At 64.1% G+C, this 21,165-nt stretch carries 13 protein-coding genes; 7 read left to right on the top strand and 6 right to left on the bottom strand.

Going from position 1 to position 21,165, the window contains the following annotated elements; translation table 11 throughout:
- The first annotated feature begins 1 nt into the window (after position 1).
- The 5 genes from EN851_RS18550 (at position 2) to EN851_RS18530 (ending at position 8,514) form a co-directional block, all read left to right on the top strand.
- Positions 2–277 carry a sarcosine oxidase subunit delta gene (locus tag EN851_RS18550; RefSeq protein ID WP_127277900.1) on the top strand — a complete coding sequence of 92 codons (276 nt, stop codon included), beginning with the start codon at positions 2–4 and terminating at the stop codon, positions 275–277.
- A 52-nt stretch (positions 278–329) separates the two neighbouring features.
- Positions 330–3,302 (top strand): sarcosine oxidase subunit alpha, encoded by a 2,973-nt coding sequence (locus EN851_RS18545; RefSeq protein WP_135929784.1) that lies wholly within the window; start codon positions 330–332, stop codon positions 3,300–3,302.
- Complete coding sequence (locus EN851_RS18540; protein WP_135929783.1) at positions 3,295–3,918, top strand: sarcosine oxidase subunit gamma family protein; 624 nt, start codon at positions 3,295–3,297, stop codon at positions 3,916–3,918. The genes EN851_RS18545 and EN851_RS18540 overlap by 8 nt, the downstream gene beginning before the upstream one ends.
- A 263-nt stretch (positions 3,919–4,181) precedes the next feature.
- The gene (locus EN851_RS18535) at positions 4,182–6,551 is read left to right on the top strand and encodes an aminomethyltransferase family protein (protein ID WP_135929782.1); all 2,370 of its coding nucleotides are present in this window, start codon (positions 4,182–4,184) and stop codon (positions 6,549–6,551) included.
- A gap of 253 nt (positions 6,552–6,804) precedes the next feature.
- Positions 6,805–8,514, top strand: coding sequence for an APC family permease (locus EN851_RS18530; protein WP_127277896.1), 1,710 nt, complete (start codon positions 6,805–6,807; stop codon positions 8,512–8,514).
- Between the two features lie 73 nt (positions 8,515–8,587).
- On the opposite strand, the gene EN851_RS18525 is transcribed toward EN851_RS18530, so the two are convergent.
- The 4 genes from EN851_RS18525 to EN851_RS18510 form a co-directional block, all read right to left on the bottom strand.
- Positions 8,588–11,734: an efflux RND transporter permease subunit gene (locus EN851_RS18525; protein ID WP_127870641.1), complete on the bottom strand. Its 3,147-nt coding sequence runs from the start codon at positions 11,732–11,734 to the stop codon at positions 8,588–8,590.
- A gap of 257 nt (positions 11,735–11,991) precedes the next feature.
- Positions 11,992–13,134, bottom strand: a complete 1,143-nt coding sequence (locus EN851_RS18520) for an efflux RND transporter periplasmic adaptor subunit (RefSeq protein WP_127870640.1) — start codon at positions 13,132–13,134, stop codon at positions 11,992–11,994.
- Positions 13,135–13,188: 54 nt separating this feature from the next.
- Positions 13,189–13,794, bottom strand: a complete 606-nt coding sequence (locus EN851_RS18515) for a TetR family transcriptional regulator (protein WP_127277604.1) — start codon at positions 13,792–13,794, stop codon at positions 13,189–13,191.
- Between the two features lie 191 nt (positions 13,795–13,985).
- On the bottom strand, positions 13,986–15,626 hold the full coding sequence (locus EN851_RS18510; RefSeq protein WP_127870639.1) for an acyl-CoA synthetase: 1,641 nt from the start codon (positions 15,624–15,626) through the stop codon (positions 13,986–13,988).
- Between the two features lie 202 nt (positions 15,627–15,828).
- Between EN851_RS18510 and EN851_RS18505 the strand changes: the two genes are divergently transcribed.
- Both EN851_RS18505 and EN851_RS18500 read left to right on the top strand, forming a co-directional pair.
- The gene (locus tag EN851_RS18505) at positions 15,829–16,794 is read left to right on the top strand and encodes a sugar-binding transcriptional regulator (RefSeq protein ID WP_127870638.1); all 966 of its coding nucleotides are present in this window, start codon (positions 15,829–15,831) and stop codon (positions 16,792–16,794) included.
- 87 nt (positions 16,795–16,881) lie between these two features.
- A complete protein-coding gene (locus EN851_RS18500) occupies positions 16,882–18,936 on the top strand; it encodes a bifunctional aldolase/short-chain dehydrogenase (protein ID WP_127870637.1) in 2,055 nt (684 codons plus the stop codon).
- A gap of 68 nt (positions 18,937–19,004) precedes the next feature.
- Here the strand turns inward: EN851_RS18500 and EN851_RS18495 are convergent, their stop codons facing one another.
- Positions 19,005–20,054: a substrate-binding domain-containing protein gene (locus tag EN851_RS18495; protein ID WP_135929781.1), complete on the bottom strand. Its 1,050-nt coding sequence runs from the start codon at positions 20,052–20,054 to the stop codon at positions 19,005–19,007.
- A 49-nt stretch (positions 20,055–20,103) separates the two neighbouring features.
- Positions 20,104–21,099, bottom strand: coding sequence for an ABC transporter permease (locus EN851_RS18490; protein WP_127277593.1), 996 nt, complete (start codon positions 21,097–21,099; stop codon positions 20,104–20,106).
- Between the last annotated feature and the right edge of the window lie 66 nt (positions 21,100–21,165).

Raw genomic sequence — 21,165 nt, 5'->3', positions numbered from 1 at the left:
CATGCGCATTACCTGTCCCTTCTGCGGCGAACGCGAACTCGGCGAATTCACCTATCTCGGCGACGCCAAGCCGGTGCGGCCGGCCGCCGACGCCGGCGAGGACGCCGTCTATGACTATGTCTATCTGCGCGACAATATCGCCGGCGTGATGGACGAGAACTGGTATCACGGCGGCGGCTGCCGGGCCTGGCTGAAGGTCACCCGCAACACGCTGACGCACGAGATTTCCGGGGTAGAGGCTGCTGCCGGCGCTGGCGCGAGGCAGGTGGCGAAATGAGCAATTTTGCTAACGTCGCCGCCCTTCGCCATGAAATGAGAGGCCGGACACCATGACCTCTCATCGCCTCTCTTCCGGCGGTCTCGTCGACCGTTCGGCGCCGCTGAATTTCAGTTTCGACGGCAAGAGCTACTCCGGCTTCAAAGGCGACACGCTTGCCTCGGCACTGGTTGCCAACGGCGTCAAGCTGGTCGGCCGCTCGTTCAAGTATCACCGGCCGCGCGGCATCCTGACGGCGGGGTCGGAAGAGCCCAACGCGTTGGTCGAACTGCGCAGCGGCGCGCGGCGCGAGCCGAACACCAAGGCGACGACGGCCGAACTCTATGAAGGTCTTGAGGCCGCCAGCCAGAACCGCTGGCCGTCGCTCAATTTCGACGTCATGTCGGTCAACCAGCTGTTCGCGCCGATCTTCGTCGCCGGCTTCTACTACAAGACCTTCATGTGGCCGGCGAAGTTCTGGGAAGCGATCTACGAGCCGGCAATCCGACGCGCCGCCGGCCTTGGCCGCGCGGCGGGCATCGCCGATCCCGACCATTACGACAAGGCGTGGGCGCATTGCGATGTGCTGATCGCCGGCTCGGGCCCGACCGGCCTCGCGGCCGCATTGGCCGCAGGCCGCACGGGTGCGCGCGTCATCCTGTGCGAGGAGGATTTTACCCCCGGCGGCCGCCTGCTTGCCGATGGCGGCACGATCGACGGCATGCCGGCGGCCGAATGGCTTTCACGGACGCTGGCTGAACTTGGATCCCTGCCCGACGTGCGCATAATGACGCGCACGACGCTGTTCGGCGTCTATGACGGCGGCACCTATGGCGCGATCGAGCGCGTCAACGACCACGTGCCCTCGCCGCCCGAGCATCAGGTGCGGCAGCGTCTGTGGCGGATCGTGGCCAAGCGCTGCGTCGTCGCCGCAGGCGCGCTCGAACGGCCGATCGTCTTTGCCGGCAACGACGCGCCAGGCGTGATGATGGCGTCCGCCATGCGCAGCTATATCACACGTTACGCGGCGGCCCCGGCCAAGCGCATGGCGCTGTTCACCAACAACGAGGATGGCTGGCGCACGGTCGAGGCAGCGCTCGGTGCCGGCTTGCAAGTGGCGGCCGTGATCGACGCGCGCGCGGAGATTTCGCCGGCGCATCGTTCGCTTGCCAGCAAGGGCGGATTTCCCGTTCTGCATGGCTCGGTTAGAGGCATCGATGGCGGCAAGAGTGGCGTGCGCAAGATTTCGGTCTCGCTCCCCGGCGGCGCGCGTGCCGAAGTGGAAGCCGACGGGCTTGCCGTTTCCGGCGGATGGAACCCGACCGTGGGGCTCACCTCCTACCATCGCGGCCGGCCGAAATGGCGCGACGACATCGCCGCCTTCGTGCCTGACGGCGCACCGCCCGGCATGGTCGCAGCGGGCGCCGCAAACGGTGCCTTCGGACTTGGCGCCTGCCTGCGCGAAGGTTTTGCGGCGGGCGTGACGGCGGCACGCGATGCCGGACATGGCAATGGTTCAGGCTCCACGCCGGTGGCCGATGACGAGGCCTTTTCGCTGACGCCGCTGTGGCATGTCGCAGGCAAAGGCAAAGCCTTCGTCGACCAGCAGCATGACGTCACCGCATCCGACATCGAGTTGGCGCAGCGTGAGGGTTTTGAATCGGTCGAGCACCTGAAGCGCTACACCACGCTTGGCATGGCGACCGACCAGGGCAAGACCTCGAATGTCGCCGGCCTCGCCATCATGGCGGCGGTCACGGGCAAATCCATTCCCGAGACGGGCACCACGATCTACCGGCCGCCTTACGTGCCGGTGGCCATCGGCGCCTTCGCCGGCCATCACCGCGACGAGACTTTTCACGCGACACGGCTGACGCCGTCGCATCACTGGGCCGCCGAGCAGGGTGCGATCTTCGTCGACACCGGTTTATGGAAACGGGCACAGTGGTATCCGCGCGCCGGCGAGAAGGACTGGCTGGAATCGGTGACGCGCGAGGTCAAGGCGGTGCGCGGCGGCGTCGGCTTCTGCGATGTCTCGACGCTGGGCAAGATCGACGTGCATGGCGCGGACGCCGGCGCCTTCCTCGACCGCGTCTACATCAACACCTTCTCCAATCTTGCCGTCGGCAAGGCGCGCTATGGGCTGATGCTGCGCGAGGACGGCATCGTCTATGATGACGGCACGACGTCGCGGCTGGCCGGGGACCACTATTTCCTGACCACCACGACGGCCAAGGCCGGGCTGGTGATGCAGCATCTCGAGTTCTGCCGGCAGGTGCTGTTTCCGGAACTCGATGTCCAGCTGACTTCGGTCTCCGACCAGTGGGCGCAGTTCTCCATTGCCGGACCCAAGACCCGCGATCTGTTGAAAGAGATCGTCGATCCTTCGGAAGATCTCTCCAACGAAGGTTTCCCCTTCATGGGCGCGCGCGAAGTCGCGTTGCGCGGTGGCGTCAAAGCGCGGCTGTTCCGCATCTCCTTCTCCGGTGAAATGGCGTTCGAGATTTCGGTGCCGGCGCGCTACGGCGAGGCGATGGCCCGCAATCTGATGATTGCGGGCAAGCCGTTCGGCGTGACGCCTTACGGCACCGAGGCGCTCGGCGTCATGCGCATCGAAAAGGGCCATGTCGCGGGCCCGGAACTCAGTGGCACGACAACCGCGGCCGATCTCGGCCTCGGCAAGATGATGTCGACCAAGAAGGATTTCATTGGCCGCGTCATGGCCGGACGCGAGGCGCTGATTGCAGCGGACCGGCAGGTGGTCGTTGGCATCAAGCCGACCGACAAGGCGCGACGGCTTCGCTCCGGCGCGCACATCATTCCGAAGGGGCAGACGCCCGGGCCTGATAACGACCAGGGCTATGTCACCTCGGTCTGCTTCTCGCCGATATCAGACCAATGGATCGGGCTTGCCCTTGTCGAGCGCGGCCGCGAGCGCATCGGCGAGATCGTGCACGCGCACGATCCGCTGCGCGGCGAAGACTATGACGTCGAGATTTGCAATCCCGTCTTCTACGATCCGGATGGAGGGCGCCAGCGTGGCTGAGTTTTCCTGGGAGACCCGCAGCCCGCTTGATCGCGCACTCGTTGCCGGGCCTCATGGTGCGAGCGGCGATGCCGGCGTGTCGCTGACCGAGATCCGCAATCTCGACCTCGTCCAGGTAATGGCGCGGCGTGGCAAGGCGGCTGAGATGGCCGAGGCGGCCAAGGCTCGCTTTGGCGTTGCTGCTCCGGAAACGCCGAACGCGGTCGGCGCGGCGGATGCCACGTTGATCTGGTCGGGGCCGGATCAGTTCCTTGCCCTGTCGACAGGCGGCAAGCATTCGATCGAGGCCCTTGCGCCCGGCTTTACCGGCTCGGCCTCGCTTTCCGACCAGTCGCATGCGCGGGTGTTGATCAGCATCTCCGGCGCCAAGGCGCGGATCATGCTGGCCAAGCTGTCGTCGATCGACCTGCACCCCGATGTTTTTGGCGTAGGCGCAGCGGCCGCAACGTCGATGGATCATACGAGCGTCACGCTGTGGCGCGGCGCGGATCGCGACGGACAGGCGGTGTTCAATCTGCTGGTGTTCGCGACCTTTGCCGAGAGCCTGTGGCACACCATTCTGGACTCGGCCGCGGAGTATGGCGTCGAGATCGGGCATTCCGTGGAATTGGCGTAGCGGCGACGCCCCCTTCCTTCCCCCCTTGTGGGGGAAGGGATCGGCGCGATAGCGCCGAGACGGATGAGGGGTGTTCCAGCGGAGTGAGACGTTTGCGTTCCCTGGAACACCCCTCATCCGACCTCGCTTCGCGAGGCCACCTTCTCCCACAAGGGGAGAAGGGAAGATCAGGCGGCGCCTTGCCAAAAGCGACCACCCTGCTATTCTCTCAGCGAAAATAATTTTACACACAGGCAAACTAGTTTCTCGAACCGCAAGCTGAGATGAGCCAGTCGCCCTACCCCGCTGTCACTGCCGGACCGCCCAGGCCCAGCCTCATCCTGAGGCCTGGACAGATCGCGCTGCCGCCGGGGATGGAACGCTACACGATCCAGGGCAATGGCGCGGTGCTGATCGAGGTCGAGGCCGGCGATACGGTCACGGTGCGCAACGTCGAGGGTGGTCAGGCCTGCGAGTTGCTGGCCTGGGATAAGTCGGGCGTCACCGACCCCGGCATTCTCGGCGAGAAATCCAACAGCAATGCCGCCGGCATCAAGGCGTTGCTCGCAGAGGGCGATGACAGCATCGCATCGCTGCGCCGCGGCCTTGAGCGCCGGCAGGTACAACTCGATCAGCCCAGGGCGGTGCGCGTGTTCGGCGCCGCCACGCCGGCTGGTACGGAACAGGCTTTCGCGATCGCGCGCGATGGCTCAATGGTCATTGCCGCGCCCGGCAGTCCGATGCTGGTCGACGGCCACGACACGGCGACGCCCCTCAGCGTCATCGTGCGGCGCAACACGATCCGCCTGAAAACAAAATCCCGGCTTGCCGATCCGCTCGCCGATCCGGTGCTCGACCTGCGTGTCCACTCGGCGACGGCGGAATCCTATTTCGTCAAGGCGGGCGATTATCTGCAGATCATCGATGTCGACGGGCGCCAGTGCACCGACTTCCAGTGCTTTTCGGCGCGCAAGCTGGACAAGGGTCTCGACCATCCGCTCGACGTCACGACGACGCGCACGCTGATGGGCGCGAGCTACCCGATGCCCGGCCTGCATTCGAAATATTACGACCAGGACATGGAGCCGCTGGTCGAGGTGGTGCAGGACACGTGCGGCCGGCACGACGCCTTCGCGCTCGCCTGTGCGGCGAAGTATTACGACGACATCGGCTATCCCGGCCACACCAACTGCTCGGAGAATTTCAACCGCGCGCTCACCGGCAAGGGCGTCAATCCCCGCGCCGGCTGGATGGCGATCAACTTCTTCTTCAACACGGCGATTGACGCCCATGGCGTCATGGTGTCGGACGAGCCATGGTCGCGCGCCGGCGACTATGTCCTTCTCAGGGCGCTGACCGACATCGTCTGCGTTTCCTCAGCCTGTCCCGACGACACGACACCGGCCAATGGCTGGGACCTGACCGACATCCACGTGCGGACCTATTCCGGCCAGCACAAATTCTCGCGAGCGATCGCCAGACGCATGACGCCCGATTCGGAACCGAAAATGACCCGCGAGACAGCCTTTCACCAGAGCTTTGCCAAGCACACGCGCGACTTCGTCGAGTACAGGGGCTATTGGCTGGCCAATTCCTTCGCCAAAGAAGGGGCCATCGCCGAATACTGGGCCTGCCGGCAGGACGCGGTAATCATGGACCTGTCGCCGCTGCGCAAATTCGAGGTCACGGGCCCGGATGCCGAAGCGCTGCTGCAATACACGCTGACGCGCGACGTCAAGAAACTCGGCGTCGGCCAGGTCGTCTACTCCGCCATGTGCTACGAGCATGGCGGCATGATCGACGACGGCACGCTGCTCAGGCTCGGCAAGGACAATTTCCGCTGGGTCGGCGGCGACGACCTGTCCGGCGAATGGCTGCGCGAGACGGCGACAAAGCTCGGCCTCAACGTGCTGGTGCGCTCGTCCACCGACCAGATGCACAACATCGCTGTGCAAGGGCCAAAGAGCCGCGACATCCTGAAACAGGTGATCTGGACCTCGCCGCTGCAGCCCTCGATCGAGGAACTCGAATGGTTCCGCTTCGCCGTCGCCAGGATCGGTGGCGGCAATGGCATTCCCATCGTCGTCTCGCGCACCGGCTATACCGGCGAACTCGGCTACGAGGTCTGGTGCCATCCGCGCGACGCCGAAAAGGTGTTCGACGCCATCTGGGAAGCCGGCCAGCCGCACGGTCTGAAGCCGATGGGCCTGCAGGCACTCGACATGGTGCGCATCGAGGCCGGGCTGATCTTCGCCGGTTACGAATTTTCCGACCAGACCGATCCGTTCGAGGCCGGTATCGGCTTTACCGTGCCGCTGAAGAGCAAGACCGACGATTTCATCGGCCGCGAGGCGCTGATCCGGCGCAAGGACCATGCGCAGACCAAGCTGGTCGGCCTCGAGATCGACGCCAATGTCGCCGTCGGCCATGGCGACTGCGTCCATGTCGGCCGCGCCCAGATCGGCGTCGTCACCTCGGGCATGCGCTCGCCGGTGCTGAACAAGAACCTCGCGCTGGCGCGTCTCGACGTCACTCATGCCGCCATCGGCACGGAGGTCGAGATCGGCAAACTCGACGGCCATGCCAAGCGGCTGCCGGCCCGGGTCGTCGCCTTTGCCCACTACGATCCGCAAAAGACCAAACCACGCTCCTGACCTGCCCTTTTTGGGTTCGCAAAGCGCCCGCCGGCCACCCCGCCGGACGCTTTGTCATCAGCGCGCGCAAGCGTGATGTGCACGGTTTCACAAATCGCTTGACGTGACGGCGCGCCGGATCAATCTTCACTCTTAAGAAAAAAATACGACTGAGTGGAAACACTGCGGCCGGAACGGTCATTAGCCGGGGAGCAAGCTTCGCGTAGCCGAGGCATCGCTGGCGGGGAACATCGAAAAAGGGGAACTCATCGACATGAGCACGATAAGTACGGTCCTGGACCAGCCTGCCGAAAGCAAGCTGCTCAGGCATATCGACTGGCGCGGCGCCTTCTGGGTGGCGAGCGGCGTTCCGGCGCTGGTCCTGTTCTCGATCGGCGGCATTGCCGGCACGACGGGAAAGCTGGCCTTCCTGATCTGGACGGTGTCCATGATCATGGGCTTCCTGCAGTCCTTCACCTATGCCGAGATCGCCGGCCTGTTTCCGAACAAGTCCGGCGGCGCCTCGATCTACGGCGCCACGGCGTGGCTGCGCTATTCCAAGTTCATCGCGCCGCTGTCGGTGTGGTGCAACTGGTTCGCCTGGTCGCCGGTGCTGTCGCTCGGCTGCTCGATCGCGGCTGCCTATATCCTCAACGCGCTGGCGCCGGTGCCGATCTTCACCGACACCTCGCCCGAGGTGGTGGCCTACATCGCCGCGCATGCCGGAACGGTTCCCGCAGACGCCATCACCGCGGTGACCGCCGCCGCGACGCCGGCCATCCGTAACTGGACGCTGTGGAGCCACACGCTGGGCCCGGTCTCGTTCACGCTCAACGCCACTTTTTTCATCGGCGCGGTGCTGATGCTGATCATTTTCTCGATCCAGCATCGCGGCATCCTGGGCACCGCCAGCGTGCAGAAATATATCGGCCTGCTGGTCATCATCCCGATGCTGATTGTCGGCGTTGTGCCGATCTTCACCGGTCAGATCGACTGGGCGAACTTCTCGCCGCTGGTGCCGCTGGCGGCTGCCTACGCACCCGAGCCCGGCTCCTGGAACATCGCCGGCTGGACATTGGCGCTCGGCGGCATGTTCATCGCCGCCTGGTCGACCTATGGGTTTGAGACGGCCGTCTGCTACACGTCGGAGTTCAAGAACCCCGGCACCGATACGTTCAAGGCCATCTTCTATTCCGGCCTGCTCTGCATGCTTTTGTTCATCCTGGTGCCCTTCACCTTCCAGGGCGTGCTGGGCCTGAACGGCATGCTGGCAACGCCGATCGTCGACGGCTCAGGCGTGGCCGACGCGCTGGCCGGCATGGTCGGCGGCGGCAAGATTATCCACAGCCTGCTTGTCATGCTGATGATCCTGGCGCTGGTGCTGTGCATCATGACGGCGATGGCCGGCTCCTCGCGCACGCTCTACCAGGGCTCGGTCGACGGCTGGCTGCCGCGCTATCTCAGCCACGTCAACGAACACGGCGCGCCGACGCGGGCCATGTGGACTGACCTCTGCTTCAACCTGGCGGTTCTGGCGATCGCCTCGGCCGACGCGACGAGCTTCTTCTTCATCCTCGCCGTGTCGAACTGCGGCTACATCATCTTCAACTTCCTCAACCTCAATGCCGGCTGGATCCACCGCATCGACAACGGCCATATCGTACGGCCGTGGAAGGCGCCTAGCTGGCTCTTGGGGATCGGGGCGATCTTCGCCTATGTCAACGCCATCTTCATGGGCGCAGGCGCCAAGGTGTGGAACCCGATGGCCCTGTGGGCCGGCCTGATCACCGCGGCGCTGATCATCCCGGTGTTCTGCTTCCGCCACTACATCCAGGACAAGGGCAAATTCCCGGACCACATGCTGGCCGACCTCGGCATGGCGGGAGCCGACCTCTCGGTCAAGAAGGCGGGCATGCTGCCCTATCTGACGCTGGTCGCCGGCGTGGCGGTCATGCTCATCGCCAATTGGGTATTCGTCATCTGATGATCTGACCGCGGCCCAAGCCACTGCATCAAGGAAAACCGGCCGGTCGCAAATCGACCGGCCGGTTTTTTTCTTATTCCGCCGCCAAAGCCAATTGCGGCCGTTCGATGCCTTCGATCTCTCCTGGCTCAGGGGCCTGCTCGTCGGTCTTCACCTTCTTCGGCTCGCGGCCGAAGAAGAGCGCATAGCCCGCCGGCAGCACCAGGATGGTGAGCACGGTCGCGACCAGAATGCCGCCCATCATGGCATAGGCGAGCGGCCCCCAGAACACGGCGCGCGAGATCGGGATCAGTGCCAGCACCGCGGTCATCGCCGTCAGTACGATCGGCCTGAAGCGGCGCACCGCCGAGCCGATGATCGCTTCGGAACGGTCCATGCCCCTGGCGATGTCCTGGTCGATCTGGTCGACCAGGATGATCGAGTTGCGCATGATGATGCCGAGCAGCGCGATAACGCCGAGGATGGCGACGAAGCCGAATGGCGCGCCGCTGATCAGCAGAGCGGCGGCAGCACCGATGATGCCGAGCGGGCCCGTCGCCAGCACCAGCATCGCCTTGCCGAAGTTCTGCAGCTGGATCATCAGCAGCACGACGATGACGGCCAGCATGATCGGCGCCTTGGCGGCAATCGAAGCCTGGCTTTCAGCCGAATCCTCGGCCCCGCCCTGAATCTCGATCTTGTAACCGGGCGCCAGGCCGTCGCGCAGACCCTGCATGTCCTTGTACATCTTGGTGACGACGTCGTTGGACTGCACGCCGTCGGGCAATGTGGCGCGCACCGAGATGGTCGGCAGGCGGTCGCGGCGCCACTCTATGCCTTGCTCCAGCACAGGCATGACCTTGGCGACCTGCGACAGCGGAACGAAGCCGCCGAAATCGGTCGGGATATAGACCGAGTCGACCGAGGACAGCAGGCTGCGGCTGGCATCCGGCTCGCGGGCGACGATGGACACCGTCTCCTCGCCGTCACGGAAATCGTCGAGCGGCGCGCCGGACATCGCGGCCTGCAGCATCTGGCGGATGCGCTGCGAGGTGACGCCGAGCGCACGGGCGCGATCCTGATCGATGACCAGCTTCATCGCCGGCACCGGCTCCAGCCAGTCGTCATGGACGGCGCCAAGCAGCGGATCCTCGCGGAACTTCGCCTTCACCTGGTCGGCGATGCGGCGCACCTCCTGACGATCCGGACCCATGACGCGCATCTGCACGGGCCAGCCGGTCGGCGGTCCGAGGAACAGGCGGTCGACCTTGGCACGGATCGACGGGAAATCCTGCGCCAGAACCGTGCGCAGCTTGACGATCAGCCGCTCGCGGGCCGGCTCGTCATTGGCCATGACAAGCATCTGGGCGAAATTCGGGTTGCGCAGTTGCTGGTCGAGCGGCAGGAAGAAGCGCGGGGCGCCCTCGCCGATATAGGTGGCGATGAAACGCTTGTCCTTGTCGTCCATCATCTTGGCTTCCAGGGCCTTGGCCTGCGTCTCGACTTCCTTGATCGAGGTGCCTTCCGGCAGCCAGAGGTCGACGAGGATTTCGGGCCGCGACGATTGCGGGAAGAAGTTCTGCGGAATGAACTGGAAGGCCCACAAGCTGGTGCCGAAAGTCACCAGCGTCATCACCAGCACGATGATGCGGTGACGCACCGCCCAGCCGACGGTCGAGCGAAGCCGGCGATAGAAACGCGTGTCGAAGGCGTCGTGGTGGGTGCCGGCATGCTTGCGCTGCTTGAGGATCATATGCCCCAGCCACGGCGTGAAATAGACCGCCACGAACCACGACACGATCAGCGCGATGCCGACGACATAGAACAGGGTGCGCACATATTCGCCAGCCGTCGAGGCGGCGAAGCCGACCGGGATGAAGCCGGCGGTGGTGATCAGCGTGCCGGTCAGCATCGGGAAGGCGGTCGAGGAATAGGCAAAGCTCGCCGCCTCGATCTTGACCAACCCCTCCTCGAGCTTCCGCTCCATCATCTCGACGACGATCATGGCGTCGTCGACGAGCAAGCCGAGCGCGATGATCAGCGCGCCCAGCGAAATGCGCTGCAGGTCGATGCCGATTTCATACATGATGGCGAATGTGGCGGCGAGCACCAGCGGTATGGCGATGGCGATCACCAGGCCCGAGCGCCAGCCGATCGACAGGAACGAGACGACGAGCACGATCAGCAGCGCCTCGCCGAGCGCATGCATGAATTCGGCGACCGCGTCCGTGACGACGCCCGGCTGGTCGGAAATCTGGTCGACCGAAACGCCATAGGGCAGCGCTTCCTCGAAGTGCTTGTAGGTCGCCTCGACATCCTTGCCGACATCGGTGACTTTAAAACCCTTGGCCATGACGACGCCAAGCTGCACGCTGTCGTGACCATTGAAGCGGTATTTGCGCTGGAAGGGATCTTCCAGCCCCGAAGTGACGGTGGCGATGTCGCCCAGTCGGGTCACCTGGCCGCCGGCGCGCAGGCGCAATTCCCTGATGTCGGCGGCCTTGGCGACGTCGCCTTCGACGGAGATGCGCACCGAATTGACGCCGGTATCGACGGAGCCGGCTGGATCGACGTTGTTCTGGCCCTTGATCGCGTTCTGCAGGTCGGTCAGCGTCAGGCCGCGTTCGGCCAGCGCCTTGGACGAGACGTCGATATAGAGTTTTTCCGGCTGGTCGCCGATGATGACGGCCTTTTCGACGCCTGATGTCGTCAACAGCATGTCGCGCGCCTGGATGGCGAACTTCTTCAGCTCCGGATAGGAGAAGCCGTCGCCGCTGATCGAATGCAGCGTGATGAAGGTGTCGCCGAACTCGTCGTTGAAATAGGGGCCGAGCAGGCCCTGCGGCAGGTCGCCCTGGATATCGCCGACCTTCTTGCGCACCTGATAGAAGGCATCCGTCACTTCAGCGGCGTTGGTGTCGCCCTTGATCTGGACGGTGATGATGGCGCTGCCGGCGCGGGTGAAGGAGCGCACGAAGTCGAGATGCGGCGTCTCCTGCAATTTGCGCTCGATCTTGTTGACGACCTGGTCTTCCATCTCCTGGATCGAGGAGCCCGGCCAGATCGCCTGCACGACCATGACGCGGAAGGTGAAATCGGGATCCTCCTTCTGGCCCATGCGCATCAGGCCGAGCGCGCCGGCGATGATGATCAGCCCGAACAGGAAGCGCGCAATGGAGGGATGGCCAATTGCCCAACGAGAGAGATTGAAGGGCCGCTTTTCTTCAGTGGAGGTCGTCATCGGTGCTGGTCCACTTTGCTTGGTTGCCGGCGCCCTTGTGCTTCGAGGAAGGTGCTTCGAAGAAGCGCGGCGCGCGAAACGAAATCATCTGCGTTCGATACTGGTTTCCGGGCGGCGTCGCTCTTCGAGCGGAGAGACACTCATCGCGGTGGGACGCGAGGATCGATGCGGGGGTACATCGGCCTTGACGTCTCGACCTTCGGGCACGCCGCCCGGAAACCTGCGGCCGCGGGAACGCGCGGCCGATCTGTCTGTCGTCAGCGCAGCTTGCTGGCGTCCTCGCCTTCGGCCGAGGCGGACTGCTGTGTGACGCCGCCGGCGAGTTTCACCTTCAGGTCCTCGGTCATGAACTGCGTACCGGCGGCGACCACGATATCGCCCGGTTTCAATCCCTCCGCCACGCGCACGCCGTCGGCGGCGAACTCGGCGACCTTGACTGGACGGGCATGAACCGTGTCGGCGCCGCGATCGACCGTCCAGACGATCGACTGGCTGTCTTTCTCGGCGAGCGCGCTCAGCGGGATAGAGACGAGCTGCTTTTCGTTGGCTGCCGACGCCTCGATATTGGCGGTCATGCCGAGCAGCACGCGCGGGTCGTTGGGCAGGCTGACGCGGACGGCAAAGGTGCGCGACTGCGGATCGGCGCTGCCGGCGACCTCGCGGACCTTGCCGTCGAGCGCCAGAGCGGCATCGGACCAGAAGCCCGCCTTGACGTCCTTGCCCGGCTTGAACTGCGCGATCTCCATTTCCGGAACCGCGATCAGCACTTCCTTTTCGCCATCGACCGCGACGGTGATCACCGGCGTGCCCGAGCCAACCACCTGGCCGACATCGGCGTTGACCGCCGTGACGATGCCGTCCCTGTCGGCCTTGAGGTCGGTATAGCCGACCTGGTTCCTGGCCTGGGCAAGCGTCGAGCGGGCGGAGTCGCGCGTGGCGACGGCCTGGTCAAAGGTCAGCGTCGCCTGTTCGAGCTGCGATTTCGGCGCGAAGTTCTTGGCGAAAAGCTGCTCGGCGCGCTTGCGGGCGAGTTCGACGGTCTCGACCTGACGTTCTGAGGCATCCAGCGCGGCCTGCGCGCTCTTGACCGACAGGTCATAGTCTGAGGGATCGATGCGGGCGAGCACATCGCCAGGCGCCACGTGCTGGCCGATGTCGACGAGACGCTCGGTGATCTTGCCGTTGACCCGGAACCCCAGTGTGCTCTCGGTGCGGGCGCGCACCGATCCGGAATAGGACAGCGTGCGGGTGTCATGCGCCTTCGCGATCTCGACGACCTTGACCGGGCGGATGATGTCCTTCACCTCCGCCTTTTCCTGCGAGCAGCCGGCAAGCCCAAGCGATGCGATGATCAGGCCGGCGGCTGGCAGCTTGCGAAGGATGGAACTGGGCAAAAACATCTTGATACTCCCGACTGGAGGCGGACTGTCGACACCGGCACCGGCTGGCGGCGGCTATTTCAAGGCTCTGATGGCGTAATCGATGAGCTCGTCGGGCATCGCCCGATTGGTCTTGGCGAGGCACTGCGCCACCATCTGCGGATGGCACAGGATGACGGTGGCGGCACCGAAACAGCGCGATGCGGTCACCGGGTCCTGTTTCCTGAACTCGCCGGCCTCGATGCCCTCGCGGATTACCTCGGCGAAGAGATCGTGGATGCTGTCGACATGCTTGTCGATGACGCCCCAGTCGCGCTCGAGGGCGACGATGACCATCTCGTGGACCTTCTGGTCGTCGAGCATGACCTCCATCGTCATCTTGTACTGCGCATGCACGTAACGCCGCAGCCGCTCCTCGGCGCTGATCGGCAGGTGCATGATCTCGTAGGCCATCTTGTAGCTGGCGCCGAGCATCCGGCCACAGACGGCCTGGTGGATTTCGACCTTGGAGGCAAAGAAACGATAGATGTTGGCCGGCGACATGCCGAGTTCGCGGGCAATGTCGGCGACATTGGTCTTGCCGTAGCCATAGTGCCGGAACAGGCGCTCGGCGCAATCGAGAATGCGCGTCACATTTTCCTGGCGGGCGACGTCGGCGACGATGTTGGCGGCTTCGGACATAGCTCTCTGTCAAATAACGAGTGACGAATTTCGATTTTCATCACTCGTAAATCGAAAGGGGCACTCTGTCAACACGGATTCGACGTACGCGTACGATAGGTGACAAATGGTGACATCCCATAGACGTCACAAGACGCCCCCAGGATGCGGGCCTCTGAAAATAATTCTCTCGAAAAGGCCCACGGAGGGCTTCAGGCGACCTTGGCCATTTCCCGCAGCCGGAATTTCTGGATCTTGCCGGTCGAGGTCTTCGGTATTTCGGCGAAGATCACCGCCTTTGGCACCTTGAAGCGGGCGAGCAACACCCGGCAGTGCTCTATCATCTCGGCCTCGCTCGCCTCCTTGCCCGGCTTCAGCTCGACATAGGCGACAGGCACCTCGCCCCACTTGTCGTCATGGCGTGCGACGACGCCGCAGGAGGCGACGGCGGGATGCTTGTAGAGCGCGTCCTCGACCTCGATCGAGGAAATGTTCTCGCCACCGGAGATGATGATGTCCTTGGAGCGGTCCTTGAGCTGGATGTAGCCGTCTGGGTGCATGACCCCGAGATCGCCCGAGTGGAACCAGCCGCCGGCGAAAGCCTCGTCCGTTGCCTTGCGGTTCTTCAGGTAACCCTTCATGACGATGTTGCCGCGGAACATGACCTCGCCGATGGTTTCGCCGTCGGCGGGCGTTTCGGCCATGGTTTCGGGATCCATCACCGTCAGGCCTTCGAGCGCGGCATAGCGCACGCCCTGCCGTGCCTTCTTGCCCGCCCTCGCCCCTTTGTCGAGTGCGTCCCAGCCATTATGCCATTCGTTGACGACAGCCGGACCGTAGGTCTCGGTCAACCCGTAGAGATGGGTGACGGCGAAGCCGGCATCGGCCATGCCCGACAGCACGGCTTCGGGCGGCGGCGCGGCAGCCGTGTTGAAGGTGACCGTCTGCGCAAACGCGCGCTTGTCCTCATCCCTGGCGTTGATCAGCACCGACATGACGACCGGCGCCCCGCACAGATGCGTGACGCCATGGTCGGCAATGGCGTCGTAGATCGGCTTCGGCCGCACCCAGCGCAGGCAGACATGCGTGCCGGCCTGGACGGCCAGCGTCCAGGGAAAACACCAGCCATTGCAGTGGAACATCGGCAAGGTCCAGAGATAGACGGCGTGCTTCGCCATGCCGGCATGGATGGTGTTGGTGTAGGCCATCAGGGCAGCACCACGGTGGTGATAGACGACGCCCTTGGGATTGCCTGTCGTGCCCGACGTGTAGTTGAGCGAGATGGCATCCCATTCGTCGTCGGGCATCGACCAGGCGAACTCCTCGTCGCCATTGGCGACAAAGGCCTCGTAGTCCACCGTGCCGACCCGCTCGCCTTTCGGGTGGGGCGCATCAGCGGCGTAATCGGGATCGTCGTAGTCGATGACCAGCGGCTTGACCTTGGCCAGACCGAGCGCTTCTCGCACGACCCCGGAAAACTCGCGGTCGACGATCAGCACCTTGGTCTCGGCGTGGTCGAGCTGGAAGGCGATGACCGCGGCATCGAGGCGCGTGTTGAGCGAATGCAGCACGGCCTTGGTCATTGGCACGCCGAAATGCGCCTCCAGCATCGGCGGCGTGTTCGACAGCATGACCGTCACCGTATCGCCCTTGCCGATGCCGTGCCTGTGCAGCGCCGAGGCGAGCTTCAGGGAGCGGCGCCAGAAGGCGCGGTAGCTGATGCGCTGCCTGCCGTGAATGATGGCAATATGGTCGGGATAGGTTTTAGCCGCGCGCTCCAGATAGGTGAGCGGCGTCAACGGCTGGTGGTTGGCGGCGTTCCTGTCGAGATCCTGTTCGTAGGGATTGGCCATCCCATCCTCCCCAAAGTCTTTTCGAGCTTTCTAACCCCAGGTTCGTCGTCACGCTATCCCCCTGGATGGCTGAAAATGCTATGCTGCGGCGACTTGCTGGAATGGTGATCTCCATCGAGCCGCGGCGGCAGAAGATCGCTTCCTGTCGATCCAAATTTGACTTTTGTCGAGAGCCGTGACTATTGTCAGCCAAGGAGGTGGCATGGCGATCCGACCGGCAGAACAGCTCATTCACAAGGCGGCCTGGCTTTACTATGCCCATGGGCTTCGGCAGGACGAAGTGGCCAATCAGCTCAACATTTCGCGCGCCTCCGTCGCCATGTATCTGCGCAAGGCGCGCGAGACTGGCATCGTCAACATCTCGACCTCGACGCAGCTCTTCACCGACGACGTCATGGCGCGCAGGCTGGAAGACGCCCTGAAGCTCGACGCCGTCTGGATCGCGCCTGAAAACGCCTATCTCGCCGACCCGTCGACCGATATCGCGGTGCTGGCGGCAAGCGTGTTCCTGGAACTCGTCAGGAAAGGCGACCGCATCGGCGTTGCCTGGGGCCGCACCGTCTACACCATCGCCGACATCATGTCCTATGCCGACCTGCAGGACGTCACCGTGGTGCAGCTCTGCGGCAATCTCGGCGCGCCCTACTCCTACCGGCCCGACCAGTGCACGATGGAAATCGCGCGCCGGCTCAACGCCAAGGGCCTCAACTTCTACGCACCCCTGGTGCTGTCGACCGAGGCACTGGCGCAAGGCCTGCGCGCCGAGCCGGTGATCCGCGACCAGCTTGCTGGGATCAGCGACTGCGATCTTGCGCTCTACTCCATCGGCGCGGTCGATGCCGACAGCCATCTGGTGAAGTGTGGCGCGCTGACGGCAGCCGAGATGGCGGCACTGCGCAAGGAAGGTGCGGCCGGTGTCATCGCCGGGCAGATCATCGATGCCGGTGGCGAGTTGCTCGACTGCAGCTACAACCGGCGGGTCATCTCGGCGGGGCTTGCTTCGCTGCGCGTCATCGGGAAACGGCTCATGGTCGTGCAGGAGGACAGCAAGTTCGAGCCGCTGCTCGCGGCCATCGCCGGCGGCCTCTGCACGCATCTGGTTGTCGGCGCGCATATGGCGCAGCGGCTGCTCGATCATGCCGGAACGTCAGCAGAAAAGGCATCCTGAAAATAAACCCTTTGCCGACGCATTGTCATCAAGGCGTCGCGGCATTCCTGTTTCACCACCTAAAGACAGCAACTGGACGAAGCGAACATGAAGAACCTGTGGAACGACGACGCGGCCGAAAAACTCGTTGCCGACTATGCGAAGAAGGGCGTCGGCCGCGATCTCGCCTTGCGTGTCTACACGACGCGGCTTCTAGGCGGCGTGCCACAGCTGGTCCTGCATGGCGGCGGCAACACCTCCTGCAAGATCAAGGCGACCGACCTCGTCGGCGACGAGTGGGACGTGCTGTGCGTCAAGGGCAGCGGCTGGGACATGGCCGTCATCGAGCCGCAGGGCCTGCCCGCCGTCAAGATGGGCGCGCTGCTCAAGGCGCGCAAGCTGGACAGGCTTTCCGACGAGGACATGGTCGCGCTGCAGCGGGCAAACCTGATCGACCCCGCCTCGCCCAACCCCTCGGTCGAGACGCTGCTGCATGCCTTCCTGCCGCACAAGTTCGTCGATCACACCCACTCGACCGCCATCCTGGCCATTGTCGACCAGGAAGACAGCAAGCCGCTGGTGGCAAAGGTGTTCGGAGCAAAAATGGGCTACGTGCCCTACATCATGCCGGGCTTCGATCTCGCCAAAGCGGCGGCCGATGTCTTCGACGCCGACCCAACGGTAGAAGGCCTGATCCTCGACAAGCACGGCATCTTCACCTTCGGCGACGATGCCAGGCAGGCCTACGACCGGATGATCCACTATGTGAACGTCGCCGAAGACTATGTGGCCAAGCATGCCAAGCCCAAGGTGGCAAAGGCAGCATTGCCGGCAAGGCTGGCGACGCCGGCTTCCATCGCGCCCATGCTGCGCGGCGCGGTCGCGGCGCCACGCGGCGAAGGCCGCTTCGACCGCATGATCAGCGACTTCCGCACCTCCGACGCGATCGTCGACTTCATCAATTCGGCTGACATTGCCGACTATGCCGGGCGTGGCGTGTCGACGCCGGATCTGTCGATCCGCATCAAGACCGGACCGATGGCCGTGCCGGCGCCCGATGCCGACAAGGCCGACGACTACAAGGCCGTCATCAAGAGCCATGTCGACGCCTTCGTCAGCGATTACCGCGCCTATTTCGAGACCAATGACGCGCTCGACGACGTCAAGCGCACCATGCTCGATCCCATGCCGCGACTGACGCTGGTGCCGGGGCTCGGCATGTTCGGTCATGGCCGCACGCTGAAGGATGCCAGGATCGCATCGGACGTCGGCGAGATGTGGATCGAGGCCGTGCGCGGCGCCGAGGCGGTCGGGCGTTTCCACCCGTTGTCCAAGGCGGACCTGTTCCCGCTCGAATACTGGTCGCTGGAACAGGCCAAGCTCGCCTCCAACAAGCCGAAGCCGTTGACCGGACAGGTGGTGCTGATCACCGGCGGCGCCGGCGCGATTGGTGCGGCGACCGCCAAGCTGTTCGCCGACAATGGCGCTCATGCCGTCGTCGTCGATCTCGACGCCGAAAAGGCCACCAATGCCGCCAAAAAAGCCGGCAACAATTCGATCGGTGTTGGCGCCGACATCACCGACCCGGCCCAGATGCGTGCCGCCTTCGACAAGGCGGTCGCCGTCTTCGGCGGCGTCGACATATTGGTGTCCAATGCGGGTGCCGCTTGGGAAGGCCGCATCGGCGAGCTTGACGATGCGCTGCTGCGCAAGAGCTTCGAGCTCAATTTCTTCGCCCACCAGTCGGCGGCGCAGAACGCCGTGCGCATCATGCTGGAACAGGGCACCGGCGGCGCGCTGTTGTTCAACACCTCCAAGCAGGCGGTCAATCCGGGCCCGAAATTCGGCGCTTATGGCGTGCCGAAAGCGGCGACGCTGTTCCTGTCCAGGCAATACGCGCTCGACTACGGCGCCCATGGCATCCGTTCTAATGCCGTCAATGCCGACCGCATCCGCTCCGGCCTTTTGACCGACGCCATGATCGCCAGCCGCTCGGGCGCGCGCGGCGTGTCCGAGAAGGAATACATGTCCGGCAATCTGCTCGGCCAGGAGGTGACGGCGCAGGACGTGGCCCAAGCCTTCCTGCACCACGCTCTGGCCGACCGCACGACCGCCGATGTGACGACGGTCGACGGCGGCAATATCGCCGCGGCGCTGCGCTAGGCATCTCCCGACAGGCAACAAAAAGGGCGGCTCACGGGCCGCCCTTTTCCGTCCTGTACTGGCGAGCCTTACTTCGCGTTCGGGTTCGGCATCCAGGCGGGCATGGCGACGTCGGCATGGGCGAACTGTGGCAGCTTGGCCGACAGGTCTTCCATGTTCTTGATGTCCTTGTCGATCAGCTCCTTCTGCGTGATCAGCGTCGGCGGCACGATGACGTTGTGGCCGGGATCTTCGCCGGCGAGCAGTTGCGCCAGCGCGCGCACCGAGACCTGGCCGACGACGGCCGGGTTGGTCGCCGCGGTCGCGGCCCAGGCACTGTCGGGCTCACGCATCGCAGCGATGTCGGACGTCGAAATGTCGGCCGAATAGATCTTGATCTTCTTGTTCAGGCCCGCTTCGTCGACGGCGATCTTCACGCCCTTGGCGAATTCGTCATAGGGGGCGAACATCACGTTGATGTCGGGGTGCGCCGACAGCACCGAGCGCGCCTGGTTGGCGACGGAGTTGGCGATCGGGTTGTCGAGCGTGCCGAACATGGCGGCCTCCTTGATGCCGGCATATTTCTTCTTCACGTCGACCCAGGTTTCGTTACGGCGGTCGAGCGGCGCAATGCCGGCGACATAGACATAGCCGGCATTCCAGCTTTCGCCATTGTCCTTGACCGCCTGCTCGAGCGCCAGCCGCGCCAGGTCCTTGTCCGACTGTTCGACTTGCGGGATCTTGGGGTTTTCGACATTGACGTCGAAAGCCACCACCTTGATGCCGGCGTCGACGGCACGCTGGGCGGCGTCCTTCATCGATTCCGTCAGGCCGTGCTGGATGATGATGCCCTGCACGCCGAGCGCGATGGCCTGATCAACCATGTCGGACTGAAGCGCGGCGTCCTGGCGGCTGTCGAGCACGCGAAGGTCGATGCCAAGCGCCTTCGACTGCGCCTCGACGCCCGAGAGATAGGCCTGGAAGAAGTCGCCGGTCGAGAGATAACGCACCAGCGCGATCTTGACGCCGGGCTTGCCGAACGGCGCCGGCTTGTCCGCGGCAAATGCCCCCTGCATCAGCATGGTTGCGCCGGCCAGCCCGAGCGCCACTTTCCCCAGAACTCTTCTTGTGATGTTCACCTTGTTTTCCTCCACTTTTGTTGAACCCAAAATCCTGTCCGGCCGAATGCTAGCCCCTGCCCCTGCCCGAAAGGGCAAAGGTGAAGACAAGGGCGACGACCAGAACCACGCCCTTGACGAAATCCTGCGTGTAGTAGGGCGCGTTCATCATCGTCAGGCCTTGCAGCAAGATGCCGACGAACAGCGCGCCGATGGCGGTGCCAAAGGCGTTCGGCTTGGCGGCGCCGAGCACCGCGTAGCCGATCAGCGCCGCGGCAACCGCATCGAGCAGCAGATTATTACCCGAGGCGATGTCGCCGCGTCCAAGCCGGGCGGCGAGCAAAATGCCCCCGATCGAGGCAAAAACTCCTGAAATAACGTAGGCCCAGATCTTGTATGCCTTGACAGGCGCGCCGGCGAGTTCGGCGGCGCGCTCATTGGAGCCGACCGCATACATCATACGACCGAAGCGGGTGTATTCGAGGAAGAACCAGATCAACACCGCCAGCACCAGAAGCACGACGACCGACACCGGAATGAGGTTCGGGATGAAGAAATCGAAGCGGTGGCGGCCGAGCGCCAGGAAGGCATCGGAGAATTTGCCGTTGGCGACCGAGCCGTCGGGCATGGTCATGCCCGTGGCGATCGAGCGGCCCTCGGTCGGGATGCGCTGCAGGCCGACCAGCAGGAACATCATGCCGAGCGTCGCCAAGAGGTCCGGCACGCGCATGTAGACGATCAGCCAGCCATTGATCAGGCCGACAAGAGCGCCGATCAACAGGCAGACGATGACCGCCACGACCGCGTTTTGCTCCAGCACCACCATGACATAGGCCGCCGCCATCATGGCTGAGGTCGCGACCGAGCCGATCGACAGGTCGAAGCCGCCGACAACCAGCGTGGCGGTAACGCCGAGCGCCAGCACGCCGGTGATGGCGACCGACTGGAAGATGAAGACGGCACTTTGCGGCGAGACGAACCCGTCGGCGGCGATCGCGAAATAGGCGACCAATCCGAACAGCAGCACGATGAACCCGTAGCGGATGGCATAGTCGCGCAGCGTCATTCGGCGCACCCCAGCGCCGCTGCCGTTTTTACCCAACTCCAACCCATGGTCTCTCCATTCCAATTC

The organism is Mesorhizobium sp. M8A.F.Ca.ET.208.01.1.1, from assembly GCF_004791315.1.
Lineage (GTDB): Bacteria > Pseudomonadota > Alphaproteobacteria > Rhizobiales > Rhizobiaceae > Mesorhizobium.
This window is presented reverse-complemented; position numbering and strand designations above follow the sequence as displayed.

Bases quoted from the DNA above. Each gene is read 5' to 3' on its own strand.
- EN851_RS18490 (WP_127277593.1), bottom strand. From the start codon at position 21,099: ATGACGCTGCGCGACTATGCCATCCGCTACGGGTTCATCGTGCTGCTG.
- EN851_RS18520 (WP_127870640.1), bottom strand. From the start codon at position 13,134: ATGTTTTTGCCCAGTTCCATCCTTCGCAAGCTGCCAGCCGCCGGCCTG.
- EN851_RS18500 (WP_127870637.1), top strand. From the start codon at position 16,882: ATGAAGAACCTGTGGAACGACGACGCGGCCGAAAAACTCGTTGCCGAC.
- EN851_RS18525 (WP_127870641.1), bottom strand. From the start codon at position 11,734: ATGACGACCTCCACTGAAGAAAAGCGGCCCTTCAATCTCTCTCGTTGG.
- EN851_RS18530 (WP_127277896.1), top strand. From the start codon at position 6,805: ATGAGCACGATAAGTACGGTCCTGGACCAGCCTGCCGAAAGCAAGCTG.
- EN851_RS18505 (WP_127870638.1), top strand. From the start codon at position 15,829: ATGGCGATCCGACCGGCAGAACAGCTCATTCACAAGGCGGCCTGGCTT.
- EN851_RS18535 (WP_135929782.1), top strand. From the start codon at position 4,182: ATGAGCCAGTCGCCCTACCCCGCTGTCACTGCCGGACCGCCCAGGCCC.
- EN851_RS18510 (WP_127870639.1), bottom strand. From the start codon at position 15,626: ATGGCCAATCCCTACGAACAGGATCTCGACAGGAACGCCGCCAACCAC.
- EN851_RS18545 (WP_135929784.1), top strand. From the start codon at position 330: ATGACCTCTCATCGCCTCTCTTCCGGCGGTCTCGTCGACCGTTCGGCG.
- EN851_RS18550 (WP_127277900.1), top strand. From the start codon at position 2: ATGCGCATTACCTGTCCCTTCTGCGGCGAACGCGAACTCGGCGAATTC.
- EN851_RS18515 (WP_127277604.1), bottom strand. From the start codon at position 13,794: ATGTCCGAAGCCGCCAACATCGTCGCCGACGTCGCCCGCCAGGAAAAT.